Below are 19,114 nucleotides of genomic sequence, written 5' to 3' on the forward strand. Positions count from 1 at the left end.
GCGCCGGTTGCGCAGACCCTCCCTAGTATTCATATCGCGCGGCTAGCTCCGGCTGATGTTCGGTGAGCCAGGCTCGGAGGGGAACGGTTTCGTCGGTAGTCTCCATGCGGCCGGCGGGCGTGCCGATTATGTCAAGAAGCTGCCGGCGGATCGGGTCCGCGATGCCTCGTGCTTCGTGCCCCGGCGGCAGCACGTTGTCCGTGTGCAACCAGCGGTAGGCATAGGCGAAGAACAGCACCTTGCGCGTGGTCTCCGAGTAGTTGGGACTGCCGCTGTGCCATACGCGGGCGTCGAAGATCAACGCGTCACCGGCGCGCAGGAGCACCGGCTCCGCCCCTGGAACGAGACCGCCGGCTCCCGGACTGACCTCGATGCTCCGTCGCCGGTGACTCCCCGGTACCACCCAGAAGTTGCCCATGTCCGGTTTGCTGACATCGGTGAGGAAGTAGCCGACTTTCAACGACAGCCGCGCCGGGATCTCGAGCTCGGGCATGTCGAGCGTGCGGCGGCCGTTGTCTTGGTGCCAGCCCCCGGGTCCTCGCGGCCCCTCGCGCGGCTCCGGCGGCGTGAGCATGAGGTGGGTGTTGAGCAGGAAGATGTTCCAGCCCAAGATTCCCCACACCTTGGGGAATGTCGTCGGGTGGTCAATGAGGTCCACGAATGCCGGATCGAGCCCAACCGCATTCAAGTGCTGCACCCGGTTGGTGACGCCGGCATAGGTCGCCGGGGCTACGAGCCGACCGTCACGGTGGAGACGGTCGACGATGTCGACGAGCTCGGCTGCGTGCTCGCGGCTCAGCGCGCCTTCGACGCGCAGATACCCGTCGCGCTCGAAGGCCTCGTGTTCTTCCGCAGTCAGCGCGTGCGCGAGGCAGTTGGCGTCCACTGTTTGGCCTCCAAAGCTCGGGCCGGTGACGCGAACCTAGCACGGGGAACGGACGCCTCTAGGCCGAGACACCGCGCGCCCGTTGCCACTCCTCGCGCAGGATGCCGTAGTAGGCAAAGTCCACATGTCCGTCCCGCGCCTTGTGGCGGCCCCGCAGCACGCCTTCGCGCGTCATGCCCAGCTTCTCCATGACGCGCCACGATTGCCGATTCGTCACATCCGTCTCCGCGAAGACCTTGTGCAGTCCGCATCGCTCGAATCCCCAGTCGATGACGGCCCGCCCGGCCTCCGGCACGATGCCGCGGCCCCACATCTCGCGGGCCAATGCGTAGCCCATCTCCGCGGTCTCATGCCGCACGTTGATATGCAGGCCGATGCTGCCAACAACGCGTCGCTCCCAGACGATGGCGAACATGGCCTCGTCGGACCAATCGTCAAGAATCCGACGCGCCACGTACTCCTCCGCGTCGTCGCGCGTGTAGGGCTGGGGCAGGTCGAGGAAGCGCCCAAGCTCGGGAACCGAGGCGTAGGCCAGCACGTCGTCGACGTCACCGACTTCGAACGGCCGCAGGAGCAGTCGCTCGGTGGTCAACTCGACGCGGTCGTTAGGTTCGTGGCTCATTGCTGCTTCGCCGGCTTTCGGCGCAACTGATCAAGGATCGGCCGTACTATCGATGCACCCATCATCCCGCACCCATTGCGAGTCCGAAGATAGCCCGCGTCAACGAGTACATCCGCTACGAGCCGGACGATCCGTGTCCGCCTCTTCTCGCAACGGGCGTCGCTCTTCAGGGGGTCGTGCTCACCCTCGCGAACACGGTGCTGTTCGTGACCATCACGGCCCGGGCTGCCGGCCAGGGCGACACCTATCTATCGTGGGCCGTATTCGCCGCGCTGATCATCGCGGGAGCGACGACCGCGCTGCAGGCGGCTCGCGTCGGGCGGCTCGGAGCCGGGCACGTGCTGATGAGCGGGGCCGGACCCCACTTCGTCGCGCTGGCCATCCTGGTCCTGGCGCTGCCGGAGGCCGGACTTGCCACGCTCGCCAGCCTCATCGTGGTCGCATCGCTGGTGCAGTTTGCGCTGGCGGCCTGGCTGCCGCTGCTGCGGCGCATCATCACGCCGGTCGTCGCCGGCACGGCGCTGATGCTGATCGCCGTCATGGTTATGTCAATCGCGATCGGGAGGATCGGCGAGCCGACCGAGGGCGTGCCGCCGGCCGCGGGTCCCGCCGTGGCCGTGACGACCCTGGCGGTCGCCGTGATGCTGGCCATGCGAGCGTCCGGGGTTTGGCGACTATGGGCGCCCCTCATCGGCATCGTTTCGGGCTGCGCGGTCGCCGCCGGGTTCGGCCTTTACGACCCTCAGCCGGTTCTCGACGCGCCCTGGTTCGACCTGCCGGACTTCACGGCCTGGCCGGGCCTGGACCTGACGCCGGGCGTGGAGTTCTGGACGTTCCTGCCGGCGTTCCTGATTGTGAGTCTGGTATCGGCCGTCAAGGCCAGCGGCGACGGCGTCGTCATTCAGCAGGTGTCGCGGCGCGAGCCCCCCGCCACCGACTTTCGTGTGGTTCAAGGCGTGCTCAACACCAACGGGCTCGGCGCGCTGCTGTCGGGAATTGCCGGCACGCTGCCGACGATCATTTTTTCGCCGTCCACCGTCTCGCTCATCACTTTCACGGGAGTCGCGGCGCGCCGCGTCGGATATGCCATGGGAGGCGTCCTCGTGGCGCTGGCGTTCTTGCCCAAGGTGGCGGCCGTCCTGCTCACGATTCCGAGTCCCGTCATGGGGGCTTTCCTGCTGATGATCATGGGGCTGCTTTTCGTGGAAGGCATGCGGACGGTCGTCCAGGACGGACTCGATCATCGAACGGCGCTAGTGGTCGGCGTGTCCCTCGCGATCGGCGTTGGCTTGGAGAGTCGAAACGTGGTCGCGGACCTCCTGGGCGAGACCTGGGTCGCCTCACTCAGCAACGGCATGACGGTCGGCGTCGTCGCCGCCGTGCTGATGACGCTGTTTCTCGAAGCGTCCGGCCGGCGGCAAAGCCGACTGGAGGTCCCACTGAGCACGGCCTCGCTGCCCGCGATCGACGCATTCCTGCTCGACCTCGCGTCGAAGTTGGGCTGGAACACGGCGTCGACGGAGCGGCTGCGCGCCGCGGGCGAGGAGACGCTGTCGAGTCTGCTGCAGGCTGATTCTGACTACGGGGCCGATCGGGTGCCGCGTTTGATCGTGGTGGCTCGGCCCGGGGATGCGGTCGAGCTGGAGTTCCTGGCGGTGTTCGACGAGGAAAACCTCCAGGACCGGCTGGCCTACCTGAGCGAGCAGCCCCAGGTTCCGGAGGCAGCCGAGATATCCTTCCGCCTTTTGCGGCACTATGCATCCTCGGTGCACCACCGGAAGTATCACGGCATCGACGTGGTGACGGTGCACGTGGATGGCTCGCGTTAGCTGGTTGCGTTGGACCTGGTGGAAACGTCTCCCACCAACAGACGAAAGGACAGGCCCTGATGGCCGGATACGTGATCGTGAATGACGAGATTACGGACGACGCGACATTCGCCGAGTTTCGCCAGAAGGTCGGAGCAACGGTAGCGGCTCACGGCGGCAGGTATCTGGTGCGCGGCGGCGCCACCGAAGTCGTCGACGGCGACTGGGCTCCCGACCGGCTCGTCATCATCGAATTCGACAGCGTCGACCAGGCCAAGGCGTGGCTGAACTCGGCCGATTTCCTGGCGATCAAGGACCTTCGCGTCAGCTCCGCGAGCGCCAGCGTGGTCATCGCCGAGGGCGTGTGACTGAGGCAGGGTCTAATTCAGTCGGTAGGCTCGACCCCAATCCGTTCGGTAACCCTTCGACAAGCTCAGGGCGAACGGATTGGGGTCCGTGCACTCCAAGGCCGTGTGCTTGCCCAAAAGTTTCCTAGCCGCTATCGCCTGAGCCCTCTCGGGCGGGCGATGCTCAGTCGATCGACAGCCCGGCGAACTTCGCCGCGTTGACGCCGAGGACGAGCCGCTTCTCCTCGTCCGAGAGAAAGTCCGCGTGCGTGGTGACCATGGTGAGGTTCTGCTTGTAGGTGCAGCGGCCCTCGGTCCAGGGCCAATCCGTGCCCCACATCACACGCTCCACGCCCGCACCCCTGACCAGACCCTCCAGCAGGGCGAGTCCGTTGGCATAGGGGTATTCCCACTCCGGGCCTTCCAGCCCACCGTTCTTCCAGGCGATCTCGTCGCCGAAGAAGATCGTGATGGCGGCGATGTCGGTGTAGAGGTGCTCGTGCCGATTGAGCAGCGCCACGAAGGGATCGAGCGAGGGAAACGGCGGGCGGCTGTTGGCCAGCCACTGGTCGCCCCAGGTGAAGCAGCCCCAGTGGGTCAGCAGGAATTTGACCGTCGGGAAATCGCGCGCGACGGGATCGAAGAGGCCGAGGAATTCCTCGTAGTCCGACATGCAGGCGCGAAGGCGCGGATCGTTCCAGCGCTCCCAGGCCATGATGATGGGCACGTCACGCTCGGCACACAGCTCGTAGACCTTGCACAGGCCAGGGTCCGACGGCCAGTGGCCGGTATAGGCGGGGAAGATCTTGAGCCCCACGGCCCCCGCGTCGAGGTCCTCCCGGATCCGGTCGAGGTATCCCGGTCGATCGGGATTGATGTGGTCGGTGAACCAGATGAAGCGGTCGTGGTCGGCGGCGGCGATCGCCTCGGTGAAATACTCCTTGGTGATCCGGTTGATGGCCGGATCGTTCCAGGTGTCGCCAAGGTCCGGCCAGATGTCCTCGGCCGTGTAGCTGATGAGAAAACACTTGTCCACGCCGGCGTAGTTCATCTCGTCGAGCAGCAACTCGGCCGACATTTCGTGCCAGGTGTAGTGCATCCGGATGCTGCGCTCCACGCCGTGGGCCTTCTCCAAGATGTGGACCTGGGTGTCGATGATCATTGGTGCCTCGTTTCTCGGACAGGCGCGGCGGCGGCGCTCCTTGCGGCTATGTGCGCAGGGTACTCAGATCGCCTGGGATGGTCCCGTGGTCGAGCCGTTTGCATCGGGAGAGAAGGGCGGTTTGCGAACCGCCCCTCCGCCACGCATCCAGGCTGCCCCCCAGGTTCGACCGGACTGGATTCCGGCTTCCGCCGGAATGACGGAGGGGTATCGCAGGGGTCTCCAGGGTACGGGTTGCGGGCGGTGGTGTATCGGATTGGCGCAGCGTCCGCGCGGCACGACGCTGGATCAACCGATCCGTCATTCCGAGTGAAACGAGGAATCTAAGAGCCGCGGGAATCGGCCACCACGGCCGTCGCCTCCTCCCGGCCGTCGGCCGTCCGGCGCTTCCCTGATCCTCTGAGAGTGGCCGCTCCAGCGTCTCAGCCTCCTCGTGAACAGACGCATGACGATGCAAACACTCGGCCGCCGCTTGACGCCCAAGTCCGTCACCGTCTCGGCCGGCACCGCTCCGGAAACATCACCAGTCGTACACTGCCGACCGATATGGTTGAGACTGTGTCAATCCTCGCCAGAAGCACCAGCAAGGCACCACAACCGTGACGCCCGAGGCGAACCAAGCTACAGACAAAGATCCGCCCACGTCCGTGTGGCTTGTCCGAGGGGGTGCCCAAGGCGAGGACGAGTCCGTCGCTTTGGATAACGGCCTAGCGATTATTGGCTATCACGAGATCCCCGACCTAGCGTCCGCCGCTGATGCGGCAGCGGTACTCGCTCTTGTTCAGGAGCACCTTGCCGGTGGATCCAGGAGCCGCGATCGCAACTTCGCAGCTCAGTTGACGGCGTTTGCATTGCGTATGCGCCTAAACGACATCGTCGCGCTGCCGCTAAAGACCCGACGCGGCCTGGTCGCTCTCGGGCGTGTCTCAGGACCGTATCGCTACCAAGAAGTCGACGGAATCAAGCGTCACACGCGATCGGTCAATTGGATTCGGCCGGACGTTCCTCGATCTGAGTTTGGGCAGGACTTGCTCAATTCACTAGGCGCGTTCATGACGGTATGTCGGATCCACCGCAACGATTCCGCGCCACGAATCGCCAGTATTTTGGAAGGTCAGGAAGACCCCGGTACAGACGCGACGAACGCAGAGTCAGATTCCAGCCAGAACGGGGACGAGACAGTACGCGATGACCAAGCAGTCCCAGATGTCGCCGATCTGGCGCGCGAGCAAGTGGTTGGCCGTATTCGGGCACACTTCACCGGGCATGAGCTCACGCGTCTCGTTGACGCCGTACTACAGGCCCAGGGGTATTTCACATGGCCATCGACGCCCGGGCCTGACGGCGGAGTGGACATTCTGGCAGCCCGAGGCTCTCTCGGATTCGAAGGGCCGCGAATCTGCGTTCAAGTCAAAGCGACCGCAGATCCCGCCGACGTCACGATCCTTCGCAGCCTCCAAGGCACTATGCAGTCCTTCCGAGCCGATCAGGGACTCCTCGTCTGCTGGGGTGGATTTACGAGCGCCCTGGAGCGCGAGGCCCGACAGAGCTTCTTCCGGGTAAGGCTCTGGAACGCCAACAATCTAGTGAGTGCGATCTACAAGACTTACGAGAATCTCCCGAAGCAAATCCAGGCCGAAATCCCGCTGGAGCGAATATGGACGCTCGTGCGCGACGATGGTGAGGGGTGATCCTCAGGAATCGCCTGCGGACCCATCGGCGAACTTAGACCAGACTATGCGCCTGGCCAGATGTCGATCGACACGGAAACGCACCGCGATCTTGGCAGCGACCGTCTCCAATTCCGCCCGCGCGCCGGCCGCCGCGACCGGCCCGGACTAACTGGCCTCCCCCGTGCCCGACCAGCGCATCGTTCTGACCTACGACCCCGACGGGACGCTGGTGGACCGCGTCCGCGCCGCGCTGCCGCACCGGTCGCTCGAGATCGTCTGCGAGTATTCCTCGGACGCGCTGCCCGAGGTGATGCCGGGCACGACGATCCTTTTCGGCAACTACCTTGCCGCGGAGGCCCTGGAACAGTCGCGCGACCTGCGCTGGATTCAAACCGTGGGCGCCGGGGTCGACGTGCTGCTTTCGGTCGATCTCACGTCGACCGATATCGTCGTCACGAACACCAGCGGCGCATTCGGCGTCCAGATCGCCGAGCATGCGCTGTCGCTGATGTTTGCGCTGGCCCGGCGACTGCCCGCGGCGCTGGAGTCGCAGGCGGCAAGGCGCTACGCGCCCGAGCCCCGCGACGACCTGTTCGAGCTGACCGGCAAGACCGTGGGCATCGTGGGGTTCGGCGACGTGGGCCAGGCGCTGGCGCGGCGGGCGCGTGGGATCGGCATGCGCGTCATCGCGCTGCGCCGCTCGCCGGGCGACTCTCCGGCGACAAGCGCTGAACTAGCCGACCTGGCGCTCGACCCGCTGGCCGACTCGGACCGCGGCGACGCGTCGGCGCTCGTGTACGAGGTCATGGGACCCGACCGGTTGAGCGAGTTGCTGCGCGAATCCGACGTGGTGGTCAACGCCGCGCCCCTGACGGACGCCACCGTGCGCCTCTTTGGCCGGGAACAGTTCGGTCACATGCGGTCCACCGCGTGCTTCATCAACCTCGGGCGAGGCGAAACGGTGGACCAGGAGGCGTTGATCGACGCGCTGCAAGATGGCGTCATCGCCGGAGCGGGTCTGGACGTCACCACGCCCGAGCCGCTGCCGCCGGATTCGCCCCTCTGGGCGCTGCCCAACGTCATCCTCACTGCCCACTACGCCGGCTGGTCCGACACCATGCTCGACCGCATTTACGCGATCTTCGCGGACAACCTGCAGCGCTTCGACCGCGGCGAGCCGCTACGCAATCGGGTGGATGTGCGGGCGGGGTACTGATCATCCGGAGTCCGTCGTCAGGTCCTTGTGCGAAATCGGCGGCGTTCCGGGCACGCAACTCCACGGCTCCTGCTGGACCTCGGTGCCGTCCGATTGGGTGATTTGCCAGCCGGCGCTCATGGGCTCGATGTCGCTGCAGTGCTCGATTTTGGCCGTGCGGATGCACTTGCCGTCGAGGACGTAGCTGGTGGCGGACGCGACCTTGCCCATCGTTCCATCGGCTGAAATGCGGTCCATGGCAAACATTCCCATCTGGATGTGCCTGTCCATTTCGTCGTCGAACGGTCGCTCGTAGACCGCCTCCGCCTCGGCGACGTCGTACATCAGGATCTGCTCGACGGTGTGTCCCTCGACGCTAACGTGGACCCAGCGCACGTTCACGCCCCGGATTTCTCCGCTTTGCTCGGTGACTCTTGCGGTCACGACGCATCGCCCACGCGCAGATCTGCACGTTCGGATTGCCGCGCGTGGTCGTAGAGGCTATCGGCCATCGAGGTGATCTCCGTCGCCATGGTCAGCGTGTCTCGCCACTTTGCTGGGATTGCTTCTGCGCCATAGGTAGCGCCAGCGATCTGCCCGTAGATGGCAGCGGTGGTGTCGGCGTCGTCGCCGAGGTTGGCGGCCAGGAGTGCGCCCTCGCGAAAGTCGCGGGATTTGTGAAAGGCCCAGAGCGCCGCCTCCAGTGAATCCACGACGTAGCCGGTTCCGCTGATCTCCGGAGGCTCGCGATGCTTGAACGACCCGTTGGCGATCTCGGCGATCCTTCTCGCCAAGGAGTATTTTTTCCAACGACCAAAGTCCGGGCAATATCCTGGGGAGAGAAAGGTGCCCTTGTCGACGCCGCGCAAGGCCCCGACGAGCAGGCCGGCGAAGTAGCGGCAGGCATCGATCGCTTCTTGAGCCCCGTGGGTCGTTTGCGAGCTCTCGGCGCTCCTGCGGATTGCCTCGAAAGCATCGCCGGCAAAGAACATCGGCACTGGCGCCAGCCGCATGAGCGAACCGTTCCCGGCGGTATGGGGGTCAGTGGAGCCGGCCAGGGGTTCGCCGGTTGCCACGAAGCGTGACAACGCGCTCGCGACGGTGTTGCCGATGTCGAAGCATGTGCCGGTTGACGAGAAATAGCCCTCGTAGCGCCAGCGGAAATAGCGCCGCATCTGGTCCATTGGGTCGAACTGGCCCCGCTCGATCAAGCTCGCGGCCAGGCACAGGGCCATGGACGTGTCGTCGGTCCACTGCCCGGGCTTCAGGCCAAACGGTCCGCCACCGATCATGTCGTCGATTGGCTCAAGCGTATTTGGCGGTTTGAACTCCAGCGTCGTGCCCAACGCGTCACCCGCCGCGAGCCCCAGCAGGCAGCCGCGAAAGCGATCCCGTGGTGATGGTGCGCTCACGTGGTCAGCTCCTACGGCAGCCTCAGGGAGCTCTGAATTTCGTCGTGCGCCATTTCGAAGAGCCGCGCCAGGGCGTTGGCCAGGTGCATTTGGCGGGGCGTGCGGCAGCGCACGGCGAGCAGGCCCGGACTGGCCACGACGACCGCCAGGCACTTGGCCCGGCTGGTGGCGACGTTGAGGCGGTTGAGGCTGTAGAGAAACTCCATGCCGCGGGGCGCCTCTTCGGCGGAGCTCGTGGCCATGGAGTAGACGGAGATCGGGGCCTCCTGGCCCTGGAACTTGTCGACCGTGCCGATGCGCAAGGCGCGGAGCTCAGGTCGCGACTCAAGCTGGCGAATCTGCCGGTTGTAGGGCGTGATGATGAGCACGTCGTCGGCGGTCAGCGTGTGAGCCGCGCCGTCGGCATCGGTCCAGGCGGGGCGCGATCGGAGCAGCCGGTCGACGGTGTCGGCAATCGCGGTGGCCTCCTCCTCCGAGTCGCTGACGCGGCGCTCATGCGCCACGGCCACGAAGCGCAGACCTGTCCCTTGGAACGGGGCCGAACCGGCCAGCTCCAGGTTCTCGCGACCGTCGTGCGAGCGCAGGCTGTCCTCGTAGAAGACCTCCGAGGTGAATGCGCAGATGCTGGGATGCAGGCGCCAGGTGCCGTCCAGGAAAAGGCCCATGTCGCTCGGCATGACCCGCGCGCCGTCCAGGACGTGCGCCAGCACCGACCGATCCGCGCCGGGCGGATGCACACCCTGCAGCGGCTGATCCAACTGCTGCGGATCGCCCAGGAGCAACAGGCTGTCGGCGCACGGCGCCGAAGCCACGGCGTCGGCCAGCGACATTTGCCCGGCCTCGTCGATGCAGAGCACGTCGACCAGGGCCTCGGCTTCGACCCGCGCCCAGAGCCACGACGTTCCGCCCACCACGTCCAGCGATCCCGTCGCGAGCTGTCGGCAGGCATCCTCGACTCGGGGCAATGGCACGGCGTCGGCGAACGCCGGCTGGCCGGTCCCGTAACTGGTCCGCTGACCGATCCTGACCGCAACTCCGCGCGCCTCGGCCACCCGCGCCGTCTTTTCGAGCAGCTCGCCGATGACCTTGTGGCTGTTGGCCGTCACGCCCACGCGCTTCCCGGCCTCCACCAGGTCCACGATCATCTCGGCGCCGACCGTGCTCTTGCCCGAACCGGGCGGTCCCTGGATCGCCAGATAGCTCTCGTCCAGCGTCTGGACCAGACGCCGGGCCGCGTCCTGGGCGTCTTCGCCGTCACGCGCCAGCGGCGCGCCCTCGGCCTGTCCAACCCGCGGCGGACGCCGCAGCAACAAGTCGCGCGCCGCCCGATATGGCCCAGGAGCGTCGATGCCGAACTCAATCACCCAGGCGGCAAAATTCCACAGGCTCGGCGGCTTCGGCCCGGGACGGACATGCTCGTGGGGAATGAGCGACGTCGGCGCCGGCGCGGTGCGGCTCGACGTGGCTCTTAGCTTAACCAGGCCCGCCCGATCGTCGACCGCGACCACCTCGCCAACTGAAACGCCGTTCTGATCGTGCGGTTTGTCGCCGACGTCGATCTTGTGGTCCTGCGGCGGAAATCGAAAGCTATGGATCGTGGAACGGGACCGCGGCCTGGGATCGGCCTCGCTGCCCACGTAGGTCAGACGGCCCAGCGCGTCCGACTCGTTTACGCGCTCTTCGTCGGTCAGCTCGTCCCGTAGGTGGAAATAGCGCCACCAGAACGCTTTGTCTTCGCGCCGGTGCCAGTCAAGCAGCTGCCCCAGCAGCCAGCGGCCGCGCTGGGCTGGATCGTCAAGCGACGTGCCGTCCGTCAGATCCTGGGGCAGGTCCGCGGTGAGCTCGGCCACGAGTGCCTGCACCTCCTGCTGAAGTTCCGAGTCCTCGGTTTCTTCCACCGGCATCACCATCGGGCGCGGCGGGGCCTCGGCGCCAAGCTCCCTCGCAAGCGCGGAGCGCTGCACTTCCAGCCATATGCGCAGGCGATACGTCGACAGGCAATCGTCGCGGTTGTAGGCCCTGATCTGTTCCAGCAACGCGTCCCGATCGGTCTCTTCGTCGGGCTCGAGCCAGTGCTCGAACTCCACGATGCTCTCGCCCGCGTCGCGCAGATCGACCTCCCGTTTGAATCCATAGAGCGGCTCGAGACGCTTGATGGAGTAGCTCTCCACCGAGGCCCGGATGCCCTGCCGCACCACGCGGTAGAGGTCCACGAACACGCATCCGCGCAGGAGCTGATCCACCTCCGACTCGCGGGTGGCGTAGCGCCCGGCCAGCCGCTTCATGGCCCCGGTTTCGTAGGGCGCGTAGTGGTAAACGTGCATGCCCGGGTGGTCGGCCCAGCGGTTCATGATGAGGTCGATGCAGTCCTCGAACGCCTGCCGTTCGGCCGCCGGCGTCACCGTGTCGTCCGCGATCGACCAGAACGCATGGAACGTTGGGTCGCCCGCGGCGTCCGTCCGCCCAGGCTCGATGATGCCGAAGAGATAGTCGACGCCGTCGATCTCCTCGGAGCCAAAGAATGGATCGCCCTCCAGGTCGAGGAACAGGTCCCCCGGCGACGGCTCCGGCAGCGCCCAGAGACCCCGGTCGGGAACCAGCGTGCCCTCGCGGTCGCGTTCGGGCGCGATGCGCTCCGAGATCACCCGTCCGTCGCCGCGAACCTGAATAGCCGCCTGGGCCTGCGCCCGTTCCAGCGACTCCTGGCTGACGCCGTCCAGGCGTTCCGGCAGGGGCGGCGAGGGGTTGGCCAGCCCGCGCCGCGTGGTCACGTCGATGGCGTGCAGGGCCCGCCGCTGGCGGGAGGTCAGGTTGGCCACCAGCGCCAGGTCGTCTTCCCGCCGCCACTGAGCCCGGCACCTCTGGCTCCAACGACAGAAGTCGCAATGACCGACGGGCTCCGGCTTCGAGGCGACCGGAACTGCCGGTGCGGGCTCGTCCAGCATGGCTTCGAACTCGCGGGCGACCAGGCGGCAATAGGCCGCAAAGTCGGCCACTCGCAGGCTCTCCGTCTTCCGCTCGACCCCGCCCAACGCCAGGTGCATTCGGTCCGGCTGCCGCCCCTGCATGGCGGTCAGCAGGTCGGAGTACATGCCGATTTGGAGCACGGCCGGCGCCGTGGGACGGCGCGCCAGCTTGGTGTCCCAGACCTCGTAACTCCAGGCGCCGAGGTCGCTGGGCGACTCGACGCGCCGCAGGAAGTCCGCATAGCCCAGCCGCCGGTCGTCGAGGAGCACAGCCTGGTAAATCACGTCAACGCCGTCCCGCATGGCCTGCAGCGTGGCGGCGTGCTCGGACTCAACTGCGCCCGCCGGGGACACGGTATCGGGCGGTCGAATTTCCTTGATTTCCAGATGCTGAGCCCGCAGGAATTCCAGGAATCGCTCCTCGTACTCGCGGCCCCGGCGCGCCATGCGGTCGAGCACCGGGTCGTCCTGAAATGGGCGCTTGAGATGACGCAGCGCCGCGGCCCGCTCCAGGTTGGCCAGGTGCCGGCACTCCAGAAACGCCACCAGATCGGTGGCCGAATAGACCAGCCGATCGTCGATCAGTTGCATCGCGGATTCACCAGCCCGTCCCCATGGCCGCCGCGTGGGCGACGGCCACGCGTGCGATCAGCGCGAGCGCCCCGCCAACATACTTGGCAAACCGCAGGTGGCGAAAACGTCAGTGCTACGGGGCCAAGGCGCGAGTGTGGCCTTGACCACATCGGCGCGACGCGCCTGAGAGTCTGAATCCCGGTAGCCCTTGCGGCTAGGACCGACCCTCGACGATAGTTTTCGGGCGTAGCTACAAGTGAAGGCCAATTCATGCCGGCCATGCTCGCGTGGCTCGATCATTCCGAGGCTGAACAACGAAGAGCCCGCGAGATCATCAAGTTCTTCATGCAGCCGGAGAGTCGCGACGAGCTGGGAATCGGCGGGATTCGCGATGCGCTCAGCAACACGCTGTTTCCCGGGACCTCGATGCTGCTCACGCGTGCCCGGTACCTCCTGTTCATTCCCTGGCTGTATCGCGAGGGTGCGCGTCGGGGACACGTCGGCCCGAAGCTCACCCAGTGGGTCGAGTGGAACGAACGTCAACTCATTGGCGCGCTGCGCAACGGCGGCGATTTGGAGGGCTTGATCGGCCGCTTCGCTGGGGCAGACGTCCGACACCTTCCCTCCGGCATCTATTGGAACACCCTGCGACGCTTCGGAATATTGCGCCGCGAAGTGACGCCGGGGCAGATCGTGGGCCTGCCGCAGCACACGCGCCAGACGGACGACGCGACCGAGTTTCTCGGTCACTCCAACGCCCTCTGGGCGCCCACGCTGCCCCCGCCTCCGGCTGACTTCTTCGACCTCGAGCGATGCGACTTTGCCCTCACCCGCGACGAGGCGACCTGGCTCGCCGAGCAGATTGTCAATGCCGTGCCCGGGACCCTGCTCCAATTCCTGGTCGCCCGCCGCAGCCGGATCGCGGACGCCAGCGCGTATGCCTGGGAGGACCCGAACATCGATGGGGTGACCGGCCGCGTTCGCGACGCCCTCAACGAAGCGCACCGCTTCGCCCTCGCCATGCACGGAGCCGCGTTGCTCTACAACGTGCTCCTCGCCGAGCGCGCCGAGAAGCTCGGGCTCTCCAAGTTCGATGGTCGCCGGGAGGAGTTGGTCGCCGAGCTTGACGCGTGGCGTGCCGAACTCGACGGCAGCGATGTCGGCAACTGGGACTTGAACGGACTGTGGGCGCTGGTTGCCGCTCGAGGGAATCCAGCCTCGGCGGTGACGCGGTCATTCGTGACCGACTGGGTTGGACTGGCACGCGGCAAGCCCGGCGCACGACTCGCGGACGACGACGACGCGCGGCAGTTGATCTGGAAACGGGAACAGCAGCACAAGCGCGGCCAGGCGCGGCTCAGCAATGACCGGCTCATGCGTCAATGGGGCGGCGCCTCCGGATCCTGGCGCCTCACGTTTCGCTGGCGAGTCGTGGCGCGACTGCTCAATGACATGGCCGACGGGCGGGAAAACGGTCGTGCTGGCGCCTGATAGCCGGGAACTCTTGCTCGACGCCTTGCGGCCGCCCCCGCGGCACTCCCTGGATCACGCGGTCGCGACGACGTTCACCCTCGATCTCGAAATCGCCCTCATGGTCCCGCTTGCATTCGCGGGCTTTCAATTCGACGAGCAGTCGGATCCCGTCGAGGTCATGCAGGCGCTGCGCACGATGAGCGGCCGCATGGACATCTTCTGTCAGGCCGGCGCCATCCATGCCGGCAAGTGGCCGTCCGACCTGGTGGCCCTGCTCGAGAGCAGCATCCACGCGGCAGCGCCCCCTCGGCGAGGCAGCATCTTTCATCCGAAGACCTGGGTGCTCCGATTCCGCGGTCCGTCCCAGGAGTTCTCCTACCGGCTCCTCGTGCTCTCGCGCAATCTCACCGCAAGTCGCAGTTGGGACACCATCCTCCGGCTTGACGGGCGGCCGGGAGACCGAACCAGCGCAAACAGCGGGCCCCTGGCGCAGTTCGTTCGCGCGCTGCCCGAAATGGCCGTCCCGCCATTGCCGCCGAGCCGTCACTCGATTCTCACCACGCTTGCCGACGAACTTCGCAGCGTCGAGTGGGAGTTGCCTGCCGGCGTTCGCGAGGCCCGCTTCCACCCCATCGGACTCCGGAATGCCCCCTCGTTTGCGTTTGAGGAGCACTCCCGCGGCTATCGAAAGCTCGCGATTTCACCGTTCCTCGGCGCAGGTGCGCTACGGCGATTTTTCCGACCCAAGGCCGGACGGACATCAATCCTCGTCTCATGCGGCGAGGAGCTCAATGCCCTTCCCCCGGCCGCGCTCGAACACGTGGATGTCTACGAGATTGATCCGACGGCGAGTCTTTCCGGGGATGATGTCGAGGACGACGGGTTCCAGACCTTGTCGACCAACCTGCACGCCAAGCTCTTCGTCGTGGAGCGCGCTCGGCTCGCGCATCTCTTCGTCGGCTCCGCCAATGCGACCCACGCAGGCTTCAGCCACAACGTCGAATTCCTCTGTGAGCTCGTCGGCCCGGTTGCGAAGTTCGGGGTCAATGCGATCGTCGGCGAGAATGCTCCGTTTCGCGCCATGCTCATGCCCTACGTTGCCGCCGCCGCGCCGGAGGTGGACGAAGCCAGCGAAGCCGAACGGGGGCTCACGGATCTGCTGTTTGGCATTGCGTCCCGTGTTGCCTTTCGCACCACTGTCACGAAAGCGGACGACGGATGGGTTGCCCGGATTGCCGCCGATGGCACGCTGCCGCCCATGCCCGAGGACTCCAGGCTCACCGTCGCTCCCCACAACCGGGACGACGAGGCCCACGCACTCAGTCCCGCGGAGCCGATCGACGTGGAACTGCCGCCCCGCGAGCTCGCGGATATCACGGCATTCCTTCGGCTCACGGTTAGCCACACGGTCGCGGGTAAACCGGTGCAATGCTCGGCCGTCGTCTGTTCGAAGCTCCACGGTGCGCCAGCCGATCGCTTCCAGACCATCCTGGCCCGGCAGATCGACACGCCGGAGAAGTTCATGCGGCTGCTCGCCCTGCTCATTGGCTTCGCTTCCGCCAGTGTCGTGGACATGGCCACGACGGCCGAAGGGCAAGGGAGCTGGTCGACCGGCGCCGGTCAGGGCGTCCTGGAATTGCTGGCGCGCGCCCTGTCCGAGAGACCCGACTCCATCGATCACCTGGAGGAAATCGTCGAGCATCTCCGCCGATCAGCGGCCGGCCCGGCCGTCCTGCCTCGAGGCTGGGACGACGTCTGGCTGCCGGCCCTGGAGGCGCGGCGCGCGATGCGCGCCGGCGACCCATGACGCTCTCGATCCGTGAGGGCGCGGCGGGCGCGCTGAGCGACTTCCAGCGGGCCACCGCCGTGCACGCGTTCCGGCGGCTCTATCTCGATCAGGACTCGTCGCGGCGATTTCTCGTGGCCGACGAGACGGGGCTGGGCAAGACGCACGTCGCGCGAGAGGTCATCGCCCTCACGCTCGACCACCTACAGCAGGTCGACCGCGTGGGTCGCATCGACATCGTCTACGTGTGCTCCAACGCAGATATCGCCGCTCAGAACATCCGCAAGCTCAACGTGACCGACTCCGACTCGGAGACCCCGACCTTCGCCACGCGGCTGAGTCTGCTGATCACGCAGCCGGACGTGCTGAAACCGACGAGGGGCGACAAAGGAAAACCGACCACGTTCGTAGCCTTCACACCGGCGACGTCGTTTCAGTCCGGCTGGCAGATGGGAACGGCCGCGGAGCGTGCCGTGCTCTATGTGCTCCTTCGCAGCCACCTGGGTTTGCAGCGCGCACGGGCGACGGCGGCGCAGCGGATCTTTCAAGGCTTCGTGGCCAGCCGGCGTCGATTCGTCAAGTCGTACGTCGCTCACGCGCGTGCCAAGCGCTTCGAATCCAGCATCCGCCGGAGGTTCCTGGAGGCGTTCGACCGGAGCTGCGAGCGGGTATCGCTCCTGGAACTGATCGATAAAGTCGCGCGACGGCGGACTCTGACCGCGGGACAGCACAAGGCCGCTCGCAGGATCATCGGCAGCTTGCGCCGGATGCTCGCGCGAGCCGCGGTCCATGCGCTGGAGCCGGATCTCGTGATCCTGGACGAGTTTCAGCGCTTTCGGGATCTGCTCGACGTGAAGACCGGCGGCGAAGCGGCCGAATTGGCCAATGACTTGTTCACCCAATCCGACGCGCGCGTGCTCTTGCTGTCGGCAACGCCGTACAAACCATTCACGTATGCCGAAGAGACCGCGGAGGGCGGTGGGCACTACGAAGACTTCCTGAAGACCCTGGGATTCCTCGCCAATTCGAACGAACCGGTGGACAACCTTCGCGCCGATCTCGACGCGCTGCGGCAGGCGGCGCTCGCGGGCGAGCCGACGGCGACGATCCGCGATCGTGTGCAGGCCCAGCTCCGGAGATGGATCGCTCGCACCGAGCGGCCCACGGGCGCGCGCCAGGTCACCACGCTGGCGCCGACCAGGGGACGGTTCGGAGTCCAGGCGGACGACTTCTTGGGCTACGTCGCATTGCGGCGGGTCGCCGACGCGGTCAGGGCTCCGCTGAGCGTCGAGTACTGGAAATCAGCCCCCTACTTTCTCAATTTTCTGACCGGATATCAGGTGGGAGAACACGTCCGCGACGCGATGAAGATTCCGGATCGGCGGGCCGGATTGATGCCGATGTTTCGCGGCGCCCAGCGGATCGCACGACCCAGTGTTCAACGCTTCCGGCCGGTCGAGTGGGCCAATGCTCGAATGCGAGCGCTAGCCGAGGAGACGCTCAGTCCCGGCTGGTGGCAGTTGCTCTGGATGCCGCCCTCCCTGCCCTACCACCGACTCGGCGGTCCGTACACGTCGATCGATTCGACCGCGATCACCAAGAAGCTCATTTTCTCGAGCTGGGTCGCCGCTCCTTCGGCCATCGCATCGCTCCTGAGCTACGAGGTCCAGCGACGGATCTTCACGAAGGCCAGGGGGTCTGATATCGAGAACACGCCCGCGGCCCGAGCGGCCATTTCGAGGCGGCTCGACTTTCGGATGCACGAGGGCCGGCCCGCCTCGATGTCGGCGCTGGCGTTGTTCTGGCCGCAACCGGCGCTGGCGTCCTGCACCGATCCGCTGGACGCCGCGCGTGACCTCGCCGAGCTGCCGAGCGTGGAGCGTCTCCTCGAGTGGGCCCAGGAGCGCATGCAACCCGTCGTCGGTCCGGCCGGCCACACGGCTTCCACGGCGAGCGCGGTCTGGCATTGGTTCGCGCCGATTCATGCCGATCGTGACGGCTCGCTGGCCTCCGCGCTCCTCGGCGTCCACCAGAGCACCTTGACCGAGGCACTGGCAGGGGACACTCCGGAGCACCGCGCGCTGGACACGCATGTGGAGCACGCGCTCACCGCCCTTGGCGGCGAGTATCCAGAATCGGAACGACCATCAGACTTGCTCACGACCAGCGCGCTTCTCGGATTGGGAGCGCCGGGGAACATCGCGTGGCGAGCGCTCAACCGGCTGAAGCGGGCGGACGACCGTGTGACCGAGTTAGGGCAATGGCGCGCAGCGGCAATCCTCGCTTCCGGCTTGAGGAGCGTGTTCGCCCGGCCCGTCTCGATACTGCTTCTGGACAGCCTGTACGCCGGCTCCGGCAGCACACGCGACGACGACGGCATCTATTGGCGCAGGGTGGCTCGCTACTGCATCGACGGGGGTCTGCAAGCCGTCTTGGATGAATACATCCACCACCTCGCCGGGGAAGCAGGCGTCAACACGACTACCGATGAGGGGCTGATCGCGCTTGCCGCAACGGCACGGCGCGCGATTGCCGTTCGAGAATCGGTGTACCGCGCAACCGACATCGAAAACTTCGACGGCGAGGGCATCGCGTTCCCGAGCCGTTATGCGATGCGGTTTGGCAGCGCCCGACAGAGCCAAGATGAAGCAAGGCTCCCCGAGATCCGGGCTGCGTTCAACTCGCCGTTCTGGCCGTTCGTGCTCGCCACGACTTCCGTCGGCCAGGAGGGAATTGACTTCCATTGGTGGTGTCACTCGGTCGTCCACTGGGACCTGCCGGGAAACCCCGTCGATTTCGAGCAGCGTGAGGGCCGAGTGGACCGCTACAAGGGCCACGCGATCCGCAAGAATGTCGCAGCCGCACATCGATCGGCAGCACTGGCTCCCGGAGTTAGGGACCCCTGGGCCGCGGTCTTCGAAACTGCCTCCGCGGAGAGCGACCGCGGTTTAGGCGGCCTTTCCCCCTGCTGGATATATCCGGGAAGTGCCCAAATCCACCGACGAATCATGGCCCTTGCCCTGAGTCGCGACGAGGATCGATGGGCGCGGCTGCAGGAATCGCTGGCGCTCTATCGCCTGGCGTTCGGTCAGCCGCGGCAAGAAGACATGCTGGCCGCCCTGGAGCGTCGCGGCATCGCCGGTAGGCCGGACCGGATGGCGGACCTCAGGATCGACCTGCGTCCCCCGGTTCCGGGAGCGATGCGCTAGAC

At 66.3% G+C, this 19,114-nt stretch carries 13 protein-coding genes; 7 read left to right on the forward strand and 6 right to left on the reverse strand.

Annotation, left to right across the window (positions count from 1 at the left end; genetic code table 11):
- Nucleotides 1–22: 22 nt before the first annotated feature.
- Complete coding sequence (locus OXG79_09000; protein ID MCY3783908.1) at nt 23–886, reverse strand: phytanoyl-CoA dioxygenase family protein; 864 nt, start codon at nt 884–886, stop codon at nt 23–25.
- A gap of 58 nt (nt 887–944) precedes the next feature.
- A complete protein-coding gene (locus tag OXG79_09005; GenBank protein ID MCY3783909.1) occupies nt 945–1,508 on the reverse strand; it encodes a GNAT family N-acetyltransferase in 564 nt (187 codons plus the stop codon).
- Here OXG79_09005 and OXG79_09010 point away from each other — a divergent pair.
- Nucleotides 1,508–3,337 (forward strand): hypothetical protein, encoded by a 1,830-nt coding sequence (locus OXG79_09010; protein MCY3783910.1) that lies wholly within the window; start codon nt 1,508–1,510, stop codon nt 3,335–3,337. The genes OXG79_09005 and OXG79_09010 overlap by 1 nt on opposite strands.
- A gap of 59 nt (nt 3,338–3,396) precedes the next feature.
- On the forward strand, nt 3,397–3,684 hold the full coding sequence (locus OXG79_09015) for a DUF1330 domain-containing protein (protein MCY3783911.1): 288 nt from the start codon (nt 3,397–3,399) through the stop codon (nt 3,682–3,684).
- A 163-nt stretch (nt 3,685–3,847) separates the two neighbouring features.
- On the opposite strand, the gene OXG79_09020 is transcribed toward OXG79_09015, so the two are convergent.
- Nucleotides 3,848–4,825, reverse strand: a complete 978-nt coding sequence (locus OXG79_09020; protein MCY3783912.1) for an amidohydrolase family protein — start codon at nt 4,823–4,825, stop codon at nt 3,848–3,850.
- A gap of 695 nt (nt 4,826–5,520) precedes the next feature.
- On the opposite strand from OXG79_09020, the gene OXG79_09025 reads away from it, so the two are divergent.
- Both OXG79_09025 and OXG79_09030 read left to right on the forward strand, forming a co-directional pair.
- Nucleotides 5,521–6,516, forward strand: a complete 996-nt coding sequence (locus tag OXG79_09025) for a restriction endonuclease (protein ID MCY3783913.1) — start codon at nt 5,521–5,523, stop codon at nt 6,514–6,516.
- 163 nt (nt 6,517–6,679) lie between these two features.
- The gene (locus OXG79_09030; GenBank protein ID MCY3783914.1) at nt 6,680–7,714 is read left to right on the forward strand and encodes a D-2-hydroxyacid dehydrogenase; all 1,035 of its coding nucleotides are present in this window, start codon (nt 6,680–6,682) and stop codon (nt 7,712–7,714) included.
- Here OXG79_09030 and OXG79_09035 read toward each other — a convergent pair whose 3' ends face one another.
- The 3 genes from OXG79_09035 to OXG79_09045 are packed head-to-tail and all read right to left on the reverse strand — an operon-like array spanning nt 7,715 to nt 12,662.
- Complete coding sequence (locus tag OXG79_09035) at nt 7,715–8,137, reverse strand: hypothetical protein (GenBank protein MCY3783915.1); 423 nt, start codon at nt 8,135–8,137, stop codon at nt 7,715–7,717.
- On the reverse strand, nt 8,134–9,105 hold the full coding sequence (locus OXG79_09040) for an ADP-ribosylglycohydrolase family protein (GenBank protein MCY3783916.1): 972 nt from the start codon (nt 9,103–9,105) through the stop codon (nt 8,134–8,136). The genes OXG79_09035 and OXG79_09040 overlap by 4 nt, the downstream gene beginning before the upstream one ends.
- An 11-nt stretch (nt 9,106–9,116) precedes the next feature.
- Nucleotides 9,117–12,662, reverse strand: coding sequence for a TM0106 family RecB-like putative nuclease (locus OXG79_09045; GenBank protein ID MCY3783917.1), 3,546 nt, complete (start codon nt 12,660–12,662; stop codon nt 9,117–9,119).
- Nucleotides 12,663–12,914: 252 nt separating this feature from the next.
- Between OXG79_09045 and OXG79_09050 the strand changes: the two genes are divergently transcribed.
- From OXG79_09050 to OXG79_09060, 3 genes are read left to right on the forward strand one after another with little or no spacing between them, the layout of a single operon-like run.
- On the forward strand, nt 12,915–14,135 hold the full coding sequence (locus OXG79_09050) for a DUF6361 family protein (GenBank protein ID MCY3783918.1): 1,221 nt from the start codon (nt 12,915–12,917) through the stop codon (nt 14,133–14,135).
- Nucleotides 14,122–15,924, forward strand: a complete 1,803-nt coding sequence (locus OXG79_09055; protein MCY3783919.1) for a phospholipase D family protein — start codon at nt 14,122–14,124, stop codon at nt 15,922–15,924. Before OXG79_09050 ends, OXG79_09055 begins: the two co-directional genes overlap by 14 nt.
- Nucleotides 15,921–19,112: a helicase-related protein gene (locus OXG79_09060; protein ID MCY3783920.1), complete on the forward strand. Its 3,192-nt coding sequence runs from the start codon at nt 15,921–15,923 to the stop codon at nt 19,110–19,112. The genes OXG79_09055 and OXG79_09060 overlap by 4 nt, the downstream gene beginning before the upstream one ends.
- Nucleotides 19,113–19,114: the final 2 nt, after the last annotated feature.

Source organism: Chloroflexota bacterium (genome assembly GCA_026706485.1).
Taxonomy (GTDB): Bacteria; Chloroflexota; UBA11872; order UBA11872; family UBA11872; genus JAJECS01.